The organism is Phycicoccus sp. (assembly GCF_035325325.1).
Lineage (GTDB): Bacteria > Actinomycetota > Actinomycetes > Actinomycetales > Dermatophilaceae > Phycicoccus.
Map to the genome: position 1 here is coordinate 220,173 of NZ_DAOLAC010000002.1, position 13,503 is coordinate 233,675.

Here is a 13,503-nt window from a genome sequence, read left to right on the forward strand (position 1 = left end):
TCTCGGCGTCGGCGACGGTCTCGATGGCGGCGCGCAGCCGCGCGTCCATGACCGCACCCCGCCGGCGCGCCCCGACGGCCGCCAGCCACGCCGCGAGCAGCGCGAGCAGCGGCCCGAGGACGAGGCCGCCGGCGAGCAGCACGAACGGGACCGGGAGCACACCCACCGTCGGCGGGTCCGGTGCGAGGGCGTCGAGCTGCAGCCATCCCGCCACGACGTAGGCGAAGAGCCACAGCAGCCCGGCGAGGGCGGTTCCGGCGAGGAGCACCTGCAGGGCCCCCACCACCCGCCACCACGCCGGGGCCCGGGCCAGCAGCGAGGTGCCGACGACGGCCTGGTCGAGCGCGTCGCCGAGCTCGGGACCGGGCGGGGTCGCGGCCCGTTCGACCGCCTCCGCCCAGGGCACCGGCAGCGGTGCGCCGGCGCGGTCGGCGACCCGCCGGGTGGCGAGCGAGACCGCGGCCCGCGCGGCCGGTGACGGCGGCGGGAGCGACGAGCGGCCGAGCACGGAGCGGACGTCGGACTCGGTGACCCGGACGTCGCGGCCGTCGAGCCGCAGCCGGCGCAGCGGGCGCGCCCGCAGGCGGTGCAGCCACCGGGTCAGCGGCCACCCGGTGTGGGTGGCGGCGTCGAGGCGGTAGTCGCGCACGACGGCGTCGACGACCGTCGGCACGCCGGCCGCCCGGGCCAGCGCCTCGAGCAGCTCGGTGCGCGTGGCGCTGTCGACGACCGGCTCCGCGGCGCCGACGTGCTCGGCGAGGGCGGCGGCGGCCGCACGGACGTCGGCCGCGAGGCGCGCCCGGGCCATCTCCCGGCCCGCCACGGCGTTGGCCAGCCGCTGGCGCAGCTCGTCGAGGCCTGCCCCGCTCGCGACGGACGTCGCGAGCACGGTCGCCCCGGGCACGCCGTCGCGCTCCATCAGCCGCACGAGATCGGCACGACACCGGTCCACGTCCTCGGCGGCGAGCCGGTCGACCTGGTTGAGCACGACCATCGTCACCGCCTCGTGGGCGGCGAGGGTCGCGACGTGGTCGTCGTGGAGCCGGGCGTCGGCGTACTTCTGCGGGTCGGTGACCCAGACGAAGAGGTCGACGAGCTCGAGGACCCGCTCCGCCTCGACCCGGTGCTGCGTCTCGCGGGAGTCCACGTCCGGGAGGTCGAGGAGGACGAGCCCGTCGAGGCTGCCGACGTGCTCCCCGGGTCCGTCGCCCTCGACGAGGTGGCGGGAGCCGACGCCGAGCCAGTCGAGGAGCTCGCCGGCCGGCTCGCCGCCCCAGACCGCCGCGGTGGGGGTCGAGGTCGTCGGCCGGCGCACCCCGACCCGCGCGACCTCGGCGCCGACGAGCGCGTTGAAGAGCGACGACTTGCCGCTGCCGGTGGCGCCGGCGAGGGCCACGACCGTGTGCCCGCCGAGGAGCGAGGTGCGCTCACCGACCTTCGCGACGACCTGCCCGGCCCGGGCGGACCCGGACGACGGCAGCTCCGCTCCCCCGGCGGCGACGGCGGCGGCCAGGGCGTCGGAGGCGGCGGCCAGGCGTTCCGGGGAGACGACGGCCCCCCGGGCGGTGCCCATGACGAGGGGGCTCACAGGCTCACCCGCCGCAGCCCGGCCGCCGCCGCCTCGAGCCGGTCGGCCTGGTCGGCCGGCGCCGCGTGGGCGGCGAGCGCCTCGGTGTAGGTGGCGCGCTCGCGGGCGTACAGGTCGTCGGCCATCTCGAGAAGGCGGCGGCGGGCCTTGGCGGCCATGTCCCGGACGGCCTGGTCGCCGAAGATCGCCTCGAGGACGCGCTGGGCGAGCACCGACGTGCCCCCGGCGATGCCGATCTCGGCACCGACGAGGCCACCGGTCTGGGCGAACGCCACGAGCATGAGGAACAGGCCGATGGCGTTGACGCCGTAGGCCGCCACCCGGGCGTTGGTGCGCCGTCCCTTGCCCTCGGTGCGGACCAGCTCGAGGACCTCGCCCTGCCAGTCGCGGACCAGCCGCTCGACCGCGGCGGTGTCCTCCGGGCTGCGGGTGCCGACCGCGGGGACGTCGGCGAGCACGTCGGGACCGCCGGGGAGCCGACGCCAGGTGCGCGCGGTGTCGGACGCGGCGGACTCGAGGTTGGCGAGCAGCAGGGCGGCGACGCCGGTGTGCAAAGCCTGCCCGAGCCCCTCGGCCGGCGGTGGGCTGCCCTTGAGGGCGGCCGTGAGCCGGTCGCGCCAGCGGCTGATCGTCGACTCGACCTGCCGGAAGAACTCCCCGGTGCCGACGAACTCCTGCCAGCGGGCCAGCACCTCGCCGCGCAGCAGCGTGCCGTCGGTCATCCCGTCGGCGACCCGGCGGTGGGCGGCCGCGAAGGCGTCCGTGGCGGCGGACTCGAGGGTGGCCCGCGCCTCCTCCTGGGCGCGGCTGGCCTCGACGAGCTCGCCGGCCCGGGCGGTCAGAGACCCGACCGCCCCGCGCAGCGTCTGGCCGACGACGATGTCGCGGGCCCGGGCGTCGCCCGCGAGCGCCTCGAGCCAGGCCCGCAGCCGGGCGAACGTCGCGGCCGGCAGGCGTCCGTCGTCGTCGAGCGGGGTCTCGGGCACGGTGAAGATCGGCGCCGTCGGCAGGCCCTGGTCGCGGAGCATCCCGGCGAGGTGCGGGCGGATCTCCTCGACGGCCTCGGGGGGCACGCGGTCGAGGACGATGGCGACGGCGGTGCCGCGGTCGGCGGCGGTGCGCAGCAGGTCCCAGGGCACGGCGTCGGCGTACCGGGCGGCGGTCGTCACGAAGAGCCAGAGGTCGGCGGCGCCGAGCAGCTGGGTCGCGAGGTCGCGGTTGGCCGAGACGACGGAGTCGATGTCCGGGGCGTCGAGCAGGGCGAGCCCGGCGGGCAGGGTGTCCGAGGCGGCGAGGCGCACCGTGCCCGGCTGGTCCTCGCCGGTGTCCTGGCCGGTGACCCGGGCGAGGCCGGGCAGCACGCGGTCGTCCTCGAACCAGTGCCGGTCCTCGGGATGGTGGACGAGGACGGGCGAGGTGGTCGTCGGGCGCAGGACGCCGGGACGGCTCACCCGCTCGCCGACGACGGAGTTGACGAGCGTCGACTTGCCGGCGCCGGTCGAGCCGCCGACGACGGCGAGCAGCGGGGCGTCGAGGGAGCGCAGGCGGGGCAGGACGTAGTCGTCGAGCTGGTCGAGCAGCCGGCGGCGGGCGGTCTCGGCGGTGGGACGTCCGGGGACGTCGAGAGGCAGCGCCGCCTGCTCGACCTCCTCCCGCAGGACCTCGACGGCGGCGACCACGGCCTCCACGTCACGGTCCGCACCCACCCCCGAATCGTAACGAGGTCGCCGTGTCCCGCTCGGCATTCCCCGGCGTCGGGGCCGATGATGTCGTCCGTGCGCGTCTTCGTGGCCGTCCTGCCCCCCGCCGAGGTCGTCCTGGACCTCGACGACTTCCTCGAGCCGAGGCGCGACACCGAGGGTCCGCGGTGGTCGGCACCCGAGCAGTGGCACGTCACGCTCGCGTTCGCCGAGGCGGCGCCCGAGCGGGTCGTCGAGCCGCTCATCGAGGCGGTGTCGGAGGCGGCGGCGCGGCACCCGGCGGCCGCCCTCGCGGTGGCGGGCGGCGGATGCTTCCCCGACGTCTCCCGGGCGCGGGTGCTGTGGGCCGGCGTCGACGACGGCGGCGCGCTGCCGCCGCTCGCCCGGGCGGTCCGGTCGGCGTGCGCGGTCGTCGGAGCAGCCCCGGAGGGAGGCCCGTTCGTCCCGCACGTCACGCTGGGTCGCTTCGCTCGCCCCGTCGACGCGACGCGGTGGCTGCGGGTGCTCGAGACCTACCGGGGGCCGAGGTGGGTGGCCGACGAGGTCGCCGTCGTGCAGTCGCACCTGCCGCGCGAGCGGGGGCACCGGCCGCGGCACGAGGTGCTCGCCCGCTGCCCGCTCGGCGGCTGAGGTCCCCGGCGGCTGCCGCCTCCTACACTGTGGCCCGGCGTCCCACGGGGCGCCCGGCCCCCGTAGCTCAGCCGGATAGAGCAAGAGCCTTCTAATCTCGAGGTCGCAGGTTCGAGTCCTGCCGGGGGCACCAGCGCTGGATGCGCGGAGCGCATCAGCGCGGCGCCACCGGCAGGACGACCGGAGCCGGAGGCGACACCGAGGAACGAGGTGGCGCAGACGGCGGATCCTGCCGGGGGCGCCAGCGTGCGGCGACGGAGTCGCGCACGAGGGCGACCCCGGCAGAAGCAACAGGCGCCTCGAACGACGTGAGAGCGCCGACGGGGGCGCTCAGGCCGAGCGCGGCAGGGCTCAGCCGCCGGCGAGCATCCGGGAGCGGCGCAGCGCCATCTCGGCGAGGGCGGCGGCGACGTCGGGGACGACCGAGTCGTCGAACGCGGCGCGCGGCGAGTGGTTGTCCTCGGCGAGCGCAAGGTCGTCGTGGGCGCAGGCCGAGACGTTGAGGTAGGCGCCGGGGACCTCCTCGAGCACGAAGGACATGTCCTCCGAGCCGGCTTCCGGGTCGGCCATGTCCGCCCACCGGTCGGCGCCGAAGAGGTCGACGACGACCTCGCGCGCCACCTCGAACTCCACCGGGTCGTTGACCGTCACCGGGTAGCCGCCCGCGACCGTCACCTCGGCCCGCAGTCCGTGGGCCGCCGCGACCCCCTCCGCGAGCCGCGTGAACACCGCGTGCGCCTTGGCGCGGTGCTCCGCCGAGAACGTGCGCAGCGTCGCCTCGATGCGCGCGTCGTCCGGGATGATGTTCTCCTTCGTCCCGGCGGCGATCTTCCCGACCGTCAGCACGACGGGGTCCCAGATCGAGAACTGCCGGGTCAGCGCGTTCTGGAACGCGAGGACGATCTCGCAGGCCACCGGGACGGGGTCCTGGGCGCGCTCCGGCGCGGACCCGTGTCCGCCGACCCCGCGGACGTCGACGAACAGCTCGTCCGCGGCGGCCATCAGGGGACCGGGCCGGCCGAACCAGACCCCGCGCGGGTGGTCGGCGGAGTAGACGTGGACGGCGTACGCGGCGTCGACCCGGCGCCCGGCCGCCTCGAGCAGGCCCTCGGCGATCATCGGCTCCGCCCCGCCCGGGCCCTCCTCGGCCGGCTGGAACATCAGCACGACGTCGCCGACGAGCTCGTCGCGCAGCGTGTGCAGGACGCGCGCCGCCCCGACGAGCCCGGCGACGTGCAGGTCGTGGCCGCAGGCGTGCATCGACCCGGGCCGCTGCGAGCGGTACTCGACCTCGACCTCCTCGGTGACCGGCAGGGCGTCCATGTCGCCGCGGAGCAGGACCACCGGCCGCTCCCCCGCGTGCGGCGCGCGGCCGCGCAGCACGGCGACGACCGACGAGAGCCCCTCGCCGGTCGTCACCTCGAGGTCGAGACCGGCGAGCGCGTCGAGCACCGCCGCCTGGGTGTCCGGCAGGTGCAGGCCGACCTCGGGGATGCGGTGCAGCGCCCGGCGCAGGGCGACCAGCTCGGGGCCGATCGTCCGGGCGGCCTCCAGCGCGCGCGACCCGCTCACGCGACCGGCATCCCGACGAACTCGGCACGTCGCGCGGACAGGGCCCCGAGCAGCTCGCGCTCCTGGCTGAGCGCCCGGGCGTCCGCGGCGTCGTGGTGCATCCGGCGACGCAGCAGCGCCAGCTCGCTCGCGGTGTCCTGGAAGGCCCGCATGGCGGCGAGACCGCGCGGGCCCGCGTTGGCCCGGGCCCACATCCGCGCCTCGCGGCGCCGACCCATCGACGAGAGCATCGACACCTCCGAGCGGGTGAGCCAGCCGGCGTCGGCGTACGGCCGCAGGAACTGCCCGATGAGGCGTCCCTCCCGGCCGCGGGCCCAGACGACGAAGGCGACGTAGGCGAGGAAGACGGGCACCTCGACGAGGAGGTAGACGGTGACCAGGCCGGTGCCGCCGGAGACCGCGGCGAGGTTCCACAGCCCGTGCGCGACGACCGCGAGCAGGTACCCGGCGACCGGCGCGAGCACCCGCGGCGCCCACGTGCGGCTCGTCGCGGCGACCCCGACGCCCACCCCGGTGAGGACGGTGAACATCGGGTGGGCGAACGGCGAGAGGAGGCAGCGCATGACGAAGGTCGCGGTGAGGGCGTCGCCGCCGCCGTCGGTCCAGGCCTGCGCGAGGTACTGGATGTTCTCGGTGAAGGCGAAGCCGGCCGCCGTGACCCCGGCGTAGACCATGCCGTCGGTCACGCCGTCGAACTCGCGCCGCAGGAACCACCACACGAGGAGGACGAAGCCGCCCTTGAGCGCCTCCTCGATCACCGGCGCGACGAGGACGGCGGTCGTCTCGAGGGCGGCGTCGGGGTCGGTGGCACTCTGCAGCACCACGATGGCGCTGGTGTTGAAGACCGCGGCGAGCAGCGCCGCCACGAGCGCTCCCCAGAGGAACGCCGCGACGAGGTAGCGGGTGGGCTCGGACTCGAAGCGGTCGAGCCAGAGGAACGTCGGGATGACGATGCCGAGCGGCACGAGCGCCACGGCGAGCGACAGCAGCACCGTCTGGACCCCGAAGGTGGCCCCGAGGTAGGCCGAGACGACGAGGGCCGCGATGAGGAACCCGACGCCGGCGACGCCCGCGACGACCCAGGAGCGCAGGGCCGAACGGGTCGTCGGGTCGGTGCGCGACACCGCGACAGGACCCGTCCGCAGCTCCCCGCTCATGGGCCGCACCCTAGCCGCACTGCCCGCAACCGCGCCCGCCCCACCGCACCTCGGCCTAGCATGGCCCGCATGTCCCCGCCCACCGACCGCGCGCACACCGACCGCATCGTGTGGATCGACTGCGAGATGACCGGCCTCTCGCTCGAGGCCGACGCCCTCGTCGAGGTCGCCGCCTTGGTCACCGACTTCGACCTCACCGTGCTCGGTGACGGGGTCGACGTCGTCATCCGCCCGCCGGAGGCCGCCCTCGAGCAGATGAACGACTTCGTCCGCGCCATGCACACCACCTCCGGCCTGCTCGACGAGCTCGAGGGCGGCGTCGCGCTCGAGGAGGCCGAGCGGATGGTCCTCGAGTACGTGCGCGAGTGGGTCCCCGAGCCCGGCAAGGCACCGCTCGGCGGCAACACCGTCGCCACCGACCGGGCCTTCCTCGCCCGGGACATGCCGGCCCTCGAGTCCCACCTGCACTACCGGATCATCGACGTCTCCTCGATCAAGGAGCTCTCGCGTCGGTGGTTTCCGCGCGCGTACTTCTCCGCCCCGACCAAGGCCGGGGGCCACCGCGCCCTCGCCGACATCCGCGAGTCCATCGCCGAGCTGCGCTACTACCGCGAGGCCGTCTTCGTCGCCCCGCCCGGGCGCCCGAGCGAGGAGCTGCGTGAGGTCGCCTCGCGCCACGTCGTCGACCACGAGGCCCCCGGCGCCTGAGTGTCCGGGCCTCTCGGCCTGGCCCCGACCCCACCCCCGACGGGCGTGGTCGGGAGCACCCCCGCGCACCCGGTACGATGGTCCGCGCTGCGGGCGCACGGCCTCTCTCGAGGGGACCTGCGCCCGCCGTGGTGGGTGTAGCTCAGCTGGTAGAGCACCTGGTTGTGGTCCAGGGGGCCGCGGGTTCAAGTCCCGTCACTCACCCCACCGACAGCCCCGGTCCTTGCGACCGGGGCTGTCGCGCGTTCGAGGTCTGGGAGGATGGCGGACATGTTCTCGCGCAAGGTCTCCGTCGTGGTCACCGTCGTCGTCGTCGCCCTCGTGACGATCGGGCTGGTCGCGTCGGCGCTCCCGGTGTTCGCCGGACCCGCCTCGGCGGCCCTGCCGGCGCACGCCCAGCTCGTCTCGACCTCCCCCGAGGACGGTGCCACCGTCCCGACCGCGGAGCAGGTCGTCCTCACCTTCAGCGAGGACGTCAACGAGCAGTTCCTCCAGGTCCGGGTCACCGGTCCCGGCGGGACCGAGACCGACGGCGCGCCGCAGGTGAAGGGCACGAAGGTCACCCAACGGCTCGTCCGCGGCCTCGCCGCCGGCGAGCACGCGGTCACCTTCCGCGTGGTCAGCGTCGACGGCCACCCGGTCTCCGGGACCCTGACCTTCACGACGACGCGCGCCGGTGCCGGCGAGGGAGCCACGACGCCCACGACACCGGCGGCCACGGGCGGGAGCACGACGCCGACCCCGTCGCAGACCCCGACGCCGTCGAGCACCCCGACCCCGTCGAGCACCCCGACCACCGGAGCCACCGGTAAGGCCTCCGACTCGGGCACGAGCTGGCTGCTGCCGGTCGGGCTCGTCGTCCTCCTGCTCCTCCTCGCGGGCGGTGGCTGGCTGCTCGCCCGCGGTGGCCGGGGCGGGGACGACGAGGACGCGGCCCCGGACGCCTGAGCCGATTTCACGCGGAGGCCGACCGGCTGCTAATGTCTCGGCTCGCGCGCCATTAGCTCAATTGGCAGAGCAGCTGACTCTTAATCAGCGGGTTCGGGGTTCGAGTCCCTGATGGCGCACCACCGCTCACCGAGCACGAGGCTCCCCGGTCCACGGGGAGCCTCACCCGTCTCCGGACCCGGTCGCGGGCCGCTGCAGCCGCGTGGCCGGCGGCCTCAGAGGTAGAGCCCGGGCGAGCCCTCCTCGACCCGTTCCGCCGCCACCGCGTGGATGTCCTTCTCGCGCAGCAGCACGTAGTCCTTGGCGCCGATCTCGACCTCCGCGCGGTCCCCGGGGTCGAAGAGGACGCGGTCCCCGGTCTCGACCTGCCGGACGTTCGGGCCGGTGGCCACGACGGCACCCCACGACAGCCGCTTGCCGACGCTCGCGGTGGCCGGGATGACGATGCCGCCGCCCGAACGCCGTTCGCCCGGCTCCCCCTCGAGGCTGACGAGCACCCGGTCGTGGAGCATCCGGATGGGCAGCCGGGAGCGGCTGCCGCGCGGGTCGGCCATCGTCAGCGCTTGCGCAGCGTCCGGTAGGCGACGATGCCGCCCACCACGGCGACGACCGCGACGACCGCGGCCAGCCGCTCGACCCGCAGCTCGCCCTCGGGTGTCGTGGCGACGTCGGCGAACCGAGCGCGGGCGGCCTCCTTCTGGCGCTGGAAGATCGCCTTGGGGGTGGCCCGGCCGACGAGCTCGTCGACGGTGTGGGCCAGGCGTTCCCGGCGCGCGACGACCTCGGCCTCGAGCCGGGCGATGGAGGTGTCGCTCATCCTCACTCCCCTCCGCCGAGGCCGAGGTCGCGGCGCAGCTTGGCGACGTGGCCGGTGGCCTTGACGTTGTACCAGGCGTGGCTCACGGTGCCGTCCTCGGCGACGACGACCGTGCTGCGGATGACGCCCTCGACGGTCTTGCCGTAGAGCTTCTTCTCGCCGAAGGCGCCCCAGGCGTCCATGACGGAACGGTCGGCGTCGGAGAGCAGCGTGATCGTCAGGTGCTCCTTCTCGCGGAAGCGGGCGAGCTTCGCGGGCGAGTCCGGGGAGATGCCGAGCACGGTGTAGCCGTCGGCGGTCAGCGACTCGAGGGACTCGCTGAAGTCGCAGGCCTGCTTCGTGCAGCCGGGGGTCATCGCGGCCGGGTAGAAGTAGACGATGACCTTGCGTCCGCGCAGGTCGCTCAGGGTGACGTCCTTCCCGGTGTCGTCCGGCAGGGTGAAGTCGGGGGCGGCGTCGCCGGCCTCGAGCCTCGCACTCATGTCCTCGTCTCCTGACGTCGGGGGGCGGATGGGCGTGCCCGTCCCGTCAACCTACCGCGCTCACCCGACCCGCAGCCGGGGGCGGGCCCACCGGGGTGCCGGCCACGGTGCGCGAGGCGGGACTCGAACCCGCACACCCGAAGGCACCAGAACCTAAATCTGGCGCGTCTGCCAGTTCCGCCACTCGCGCGCCGGCTCACTGTATCCGCGGGTCGGCGGTGGGCGTCACCGCCGGGCACGCCGTCCCGGCGCGGTCAGCCGGGAGCGTTCTCGGTGAGCAGACGGCGCAGCACCGGCTCCAGGGCACGGAAGGCGTTGCCGCGGTGGCTGATGGAGTTCTTCTCCGCATCGCTGTGCTCGGCGAGCGTGCGCGTGTCACCCGTCGGGACGAAGACCGGGTCGTAGCCGAAGCCGTTGGTGCCCCGCGGCGCCCGCACGACCGTCCCCTCCACCCGGCCCTCGACACCGTCGACGCGGCCGTCGGGCATCGCGACCACGGCGGCGCAGACGAACGCAGCGGCGCGGTGCTCGTCCGGGACGTCGGCGACCTGCTCGAGGAGCAGTGACAGGTTCGCGCGGTCGGTCTCGGCGCGGGTCGCGCCCTCCCCCGCGTGGGACCCGGACCAGCGCGCCGAGAAGACCCCCGGCGAGCCGCCGAGCACCTCGACGGCGAGGCCGGAGTCGTCGGCCACCGACGGCAGCCCGGTGGCCTCGGCGAGCGCCACCGCCTTGAGCCGCGCGTTGCCGGCGAAGGTCACCTCGGTCTCGGGCACGTCCGGGCCGTCGACCTCGGCGGCCGAGACGATCTCGAGGTCGAGCTCGTCGACGAGCCCGGCGAGGATCTGCCGCAGCTCGTGGACCTTGTGCTCGTTGCGGGTCGCGAGGACGAGCCGCCGGGTCACAGCTCGCGCTCCCGGGCGGGCGCGTCGAGGGCGGCGCCCTGCATCCGGGTCAGCTCGGCGCACCCGCTCGTCGCGAGGTCGAGCAGCCGGCCGAGGAGCTCACGGTCGAACGGCGCGCCCTCGGCGGTGCCCTGGACCTCGACGAAGCGTCCGTCGCCGGTCATCACGACGTTCATGTCGGTCTCGGCAGTGGAGTCCTCCGGGTAGTCGAGGTCGAGGACCGGCTCCCCCGCGACGACCCCGACGCTCACCGCCGCGATCGAGCCGGTGAGCGGCTCGGCGGAGGCGGCGAGCAGGCCGCGCGCCCTGGCGTCGGCGACGGCGTCGGCGAGCGCGACGTAGGCCCCGGTGATCGCCGCGGTGCGCGTCCCGCCGTCGGCCTGGAGGACGTCGCAGTCGAGGACGATCGTGTTCTCGCCGAGGGCGGAGGTGTCGATGACGGCACGCAGGCTGCGGCCGACGAGCCGGCTGATCTCGTGGGTGCGCCCGCCGACCTTGCCCCGGCGGGACTCGCGGTCGCTGCGGGTGTTCGTCGAGCGCGGCAGCATCTCGTACTCCGCGGTGACCCAGCCGGTGCCCTTGCCCTTGAGCCAGCGGGGCACGCCCTCGGTGAAGGAGGCGGCGCACAGCACCCGGGTGCGGCCGAACTCGACGAGCACGCTCCCCTCGGCGTGGTCGAGCCAGTTGCGGGTGAGCCGCACCGTGCGCAGCTGGTCGGCGGTCCGTCCGTCGTGTCGCGTCATGCGGTCAGGCTATCCGCGCAGCGGGACCACCCGGCCACCGGCGGCGGAGCGCGCCACCGGCGACGGCGTTGCCGGGCTCAGCCGTCGGCGTGCTCCGGCGGCCAGACCACCCGGAAGCGCTCGAAGCACACCTCGAGGTCGTCGGAGAACTCGAGGCCGATGCGCTCGCACGACCGGCGGAAGAACCGCCGGTGGCCGTCGAGCCAGCTCTCGAGGGTGCGGTCGTACTCCCCCTCGTCCCAGGCGAACTGCTCGTCGACGCTCGAGAGCGGCCCGACCCGCAGCTCGGTGGTGCGCAGCACGACGCGGGGAGCCCCCGCCCCGTCGCAGACCACCCAGTGGTCGCCGACCCGCGGCAGCCGCTCCCCCTCGTGCGCGTACTCCGCGACCAGCCCGGCCGTGGCCCGCTTGGTGCCGCCGAGGACGAACGCGAGCAGCTCGTCGGCGAGCCCCGGGGAGTCGCCGAACCAGGAGACGTCGAGGCCGTCCTGCACCGGCAGACCCGGTGTCGCGGAGCGGTACTCCTCGAACATCCGGACCGCTGCCGCGCGGTCGAGGGGGCCGGCGGGTGCGCCCACCTGGTAGACCTCGCCGGCCGCCGCCACCTCGACCGGGCCGCCCCACACCGCGGCGGCCTGTGCGCGGCAGAGCTCGCGGTCGTTCCACGCCGGCACGTGGGTCAGGACGAGCCGGCCGACGCCCCCGGCCCGCCGCGCGGCGGTCGCCGCCCGGGAGCCGGACAGGTGGATGCCACGCGCGTGGTCACGGCCGTCGACGAACGCGGAGTCGAGGAGGGCGAGGTCGGCGCCGGCGAGCAGCGGGTCGAGGTTCGGGCAGTCGTCGGTGTCGCCGGTGAAGGCGAGGACCGTGCCGTCCGCCTCCACCCGGTAGCCGTACGCCTCGACGGGGTGCTCCACCTCGAACGGCGTGACCCGGAACGGCCCGACGGAGAAGGCCTCCCGGTCGGTGACCGGCGCGAAGGCATACTCGCCGTGCATCCCGCCCGGTTCGAGCCCGTGGTACATCAGCGAGAGCCGCTCGGCCGCGACCCCCGGGCCGTGGACCGCCAGCTTGGCGGGCAGCGGGCCGTCCGGGCGGTAGCGCCGCAGGACGTAGAGCCCGAGGAGGTCGGCGCAGTGGTCGGGATGGAGGTGGCTGAGCAGCACGGCGTCGAGCGACGTGGGGTCGGCGTGGCGCTGGAGCGGCCCGAGCGCCCCGCTGCCGAGGTCGAGGAGGATGCGCCAGGTGCGGCCCTCGTGCTCGGCCTCGACGAGGTAGCAGGACGCGGCGGACTCCGGCCCGGGGAAGGAGCCCGAGCAGCCGACGACGGTGACCCTCACGCGAGCACCGCCTTCCGGACGAGCGGCGGCGACGGGAACACCGGCCCGACGCTCGTGCCGACGCCGAGGAAGCGCACGGCCAGCCGGCGGAACTCCTCCGGGTCGCCGGTGGTCGTGAAGCCGTGGCTCGGCTCGGGCAGGCCGTCGGGTCGCAGCAGGCCGCGGTCGGCGAGGACGCGGTAGACGTCCTTGGCCGTCTCCTCCGCCGACGACACGAGCGTCACGTCGTCGCCCATGACGTAGGAGATGACGCCGGTGAGCAGCGGGTAGTGGGTGCAGCCGAGGACGACGGTGTCGACGTCGCGGTCGTGCAACGGGTCGAGGTAGCCGTGGGCGACCCCGACGAGCTCGTCACCGCCGGTGACGCCGGCCTCGACGAACTCGACGAACCGCGGGCACGGCGTGCTCGTGACCGACAGGTGCGGCGCCGCCGCGAAGGCGTCGAGGTAGGCGCCGGACTGGTGGGTGCCCGTCGTGGAGATGACGGCCACCCGGCCGTTGCGGGTCGCCGCGGCGGCGCGGCGCACCGCGGGCCGGATAACCTCGACGACCGGGACGTCGTACCGCTCACGGGCGTCGTGCAGGACCGCGGCGCTCGCGGTGTTGCAGGCGATGACGAGGACCTTGACGCCGTGGTCGACGAGGCGGTCGAGGCACTGGAGGGCGAACTCCCGCGTCTCGGCGATCGGGCGCGGGCCGTAGGGGGCCCGGGCGGTGTCGCCGAAGTACGCGACCGACTCGTGGGGCAGCTGGTCGAGGATCGCCCGCATGACGGTCAGGCCGCCGTAGCCGGAGTCGAACACCCCGATCGGTGAGTCGGTCACCCGACCCAGCGTAGGTGGGCACGCCGACGCGCACCGCTCCGAGGAGCGGTCACGCGCGTCACACCCGAGCGGCGCCGGCGTGCACCCAGACC

The 13,503-nt window shown here is 75.3% G+C and carries 14 protein-coding genes and 4 tRNA genes; 6 read left to right on the forward strand and 12 right to left on the reverse strand.

Translation table 11 applies throughout. The features are described from left to right. Both PKA89_RS02610 and PKA89_RS02615 read right to left on the reverse strand, forming a co-directional pair. The coding region (locus PKA89_RS02610) for a YfjP family GTPase (protein ID WP_324416321.1) at positions 1–1,588 on the reverse strand (1,588 nt) is incomplete at its 3' end. Next, entirely contained in the window at positions 1,585–3,294 is a 1,710-nt protein-coding gene (locus PKA89_RS02615) for a dynamin family protein (protein WP_324416323.1), read from the reverse strand. The genes PKA89_RS02615 and PKA89_RS02610, both read right to left, overlap by 4 nt. Positions 3,295–3,363: 69 nt before the next feature. Between PKA89_RS02615 and thpR the strand changes: the two genes are divergently transcribed. Both thpR and PKA89_RS02625 read left to right on the forward strand, forming a co-directional pair. Then, entirely contained in the window at positions 3,364–3,918 is a 555-nt protein-coding gene (gene thpR, locus PKA89_RS02620; RefSeq protein ID WP_324416325.1) for an RNA 2',3'-cyclic phosphodiesterase, read from the forward strand. A gap of 56 nt (positions 3,919–3,974) precedes the next feature. Beyond that, positions 3,975–4,051, forward strand: a tRNA-Arg gene (locus PKA89_RS02625). A 218-nt stretch (positions 4,052–4,269) separates the two neighbouring features. On the opposite strand, the gene PKA89_RS02630 is transcribed toward PKA89_RS02625, so the two are convergent. Then, positions 4,270–5,490, reverse strand: coding sequence for a M20 family metallopeptidase (locus PKA89_RS02630; protein ID WP_324416327.1), 1,221 nt, complete (start codon positions 5,488–5,490; stop codon positions 4,270–4,272). Next, positions 5,487–6,647, reverse strand: a complete 1,161-nt coding sequence (locus tag PKA89_RS02635) for a PrsW family intramembrane metalloprotease (protein ID WP_324416329.1) — start codon at positions 6,645–6,647, stop codon at positions 5,487–5,489. Before PKA89_RS02635 ends, PKA89_RS02630 begins: the two co-directional genes overlap by 4 nt. 60 nt (positions 6,648–6,707) lie before the next feature. Between PKA89_RS02635 and orn the strand changes: the two genes are divergently transcribed. The 4 genes from orn to PKA89_RS02655 all read left to right on the forward strand — a co-directional run bounded on the left by orn (position 6,708) and on the right by PKA89_RS02655 (position 8,425). After that, the gene (gene orn, locus PKA89_RS02640; protein WP_324416331.1) at positions 6,708–7,355 is read left to right on the forward strand and encodes an oligoribonuclease; all 648 of its coding nucleotides are present in this window, start codon (positions 6,708–6,710) and stop codon (positions 7,353–7,355) included. A gap of 131 nt (positions 7,356–7,486) precedes the next feature. After that, positions 7,487–7,562, forward strand: a tRNA-His gene (locus tag PKA89_RS02645). 63 nt (positions 7,563–7,625) lie between these two features. Further along, complete coding sequence (locus PKA89_RS02650; protein WP_324416333.1) at positions 7,626–8,303, forward strand: copper resistance CopC family protein; 678 nt, start codon at positions 7,626–7,628, stop codon at positions 8,301–8,303. Between the two features lie 46 nt (positions 8,304–8,349). Continuing rightward, positions 8,350–8,425 (forward strand) — tRNA-Lys (locus PKA89_RS02655). A 93-nt stretch (positions 8,426–8,518) separates the two neighbouring features. Here the strand turns inward: PKA89_RS02655 and PKA89_RS02660 are convergent. The 8 genes from PKA89_RS02660 to murI all read right to left on the reverse strand — a co-directional run bounded on the left by PKA89_RS02660 (position 8,519) and on the right by murI (position 13,411). Continuing rightward, a complete protein-coding gene (locus PKA89_RS02660) occupies positions 8,519–8,857 on the reverse strand; it encodes a co-chaperone GroES (RefSeq protein ID WP_324416335.1) in 339 nt (112 codons plus the stop codon). Positions 8,858–8,859: 2 nt separating this feature from the next. Continuing rightward, positions 8,860–9,120 carry a DUF3618 domain-containing protein gene (locus PKA89_RS02665; RefSeq protein ID WP_324416337.1) on the reverse strand — a complete coding sequence of 87 codons (261 nt, stop codon included), beginning with the start codon at positions 9,118–9,120 and terminating at the stop codon, positions 8,860–8,862. A 2-nt stretch (positions 9,121–9,122) separates the two neighbouring features. Then, positions 9,123–9,602: a thioredoxin-dependent thiol peroxidase gene (gene bcp / locus PKA89_RS02670; protein WP_324416339.1), complete on the reverse strand. Its 480-nt coding sequence runs from the start codon at positions 9,600–9,602 to the stop codon at positions 9,123–9,125. A gap of 108 nt (positions 9,603–9,710) precedes the next feature. Then, positions 9,711–9,792, reverse strand: a tRNA-Leu gene (locus PKA89_RS02675). Between the two features lie 64 nt (positions 9,793–9,856). Further along, a complete protein-coding gene (gene rdgB, locus PKA89_RS02680) occupies positions 9,857–10,504 on the reverse strand; it encodes an RdgB/HAM1 family non-canonical purine NTP pyrophosphatase (protein ID WP_324416341.1) in 648 nt (215 codons plus the stop codon). Further along, positions 10,501–11,247, reverse strand: coding sequence for a ribonuclease PH (gene rph, locus PKA89_RS02685; RefSeq protein ID WP_324416343.1), 747 nt, complete (start codon positions 11,245–11,247; stop codon positions 10,501–10,503). Before rph ends, rdgB begins: the two co-directional genes overlap by 4 nt. 77 nt (positions 11,248–11,324) lie before the next feature. Then, entirely contained in the window at positions 11,325–12,587 is a 1,263-nt protein-coding gene (locus tag PKA89_RS02690) for an MBL fold metallo-hydrolase (RefSeq protein ID WP_324416344.1), read from the reverse strand. Beyond that, complete coding sequence (gene murI, locus PKA89_RS02695; protein ID WP_324416346.1) at positions 12,584–13,411, reverse strand: glutamate racemase; 828 nt, start codon at positions 13,409–13,411, stop codon at positions 12,584–12,586. Before murI ends, PKA89_RS02690 begins: the two co-directional genes overlap by 4 nt. Positions 13,412–13,503 lie beyond the last annotated feature (92 nt).

Excerpts from the sequence above, each read along its gene's own strand:
- PKA89_RS02635 (WP_324416329.1), bottom strand. The coding sequence starts at position 6,647 with ATGAGCGGGGAGCTGCGGACGGGTCCTGTCGCGGTGTCGCGCACCGAC.
- orn (WP_324416331.1), top strand. The coding sequence starts at position 6,708 with ATGGCCCGCATGTCCCCGCCCACCGACCGCGCGCACACCGACCGCATC.
- PKA89_RS02650 (WP_324416333.1), top strand. The coding sequence starts at position 7,626 with ATGTTCTCGCGCAAGGTCTCCGTCGTGGTCACCGTCGTCGTCGTCGCC.
- PKA89_RS02660 (WP_324416335.1), bottom strand. The coding sequence starts at position 8,857 with ATGGCCGACCCGCGCGGCAGCCGCTCCCGGCTGCCCATCCGGATGCTC.
- PKA89_RS02665 (WP_324416337.1), bottom strand. The coding sequence starts at position 9,120 with ATGAGCGACACCTCCATCGCCCGGCTCGAGGCCGAGGTCGTCGCGCGC.
- bcp (WP_324416339.1), bottom strand. The coding sequence starts at position 9,602 with ATGAGTGCGAGGCTCGAGGCCGGCGACGCCGCCCCCGACTTCACCCTG.
- rph (WP_324416343.1), bottom strand. The coding sequence starts at position 11,247 with ATGACGCGACACGACGGACGGACCGCCGACCAGCTGCGCACGGTGCGG.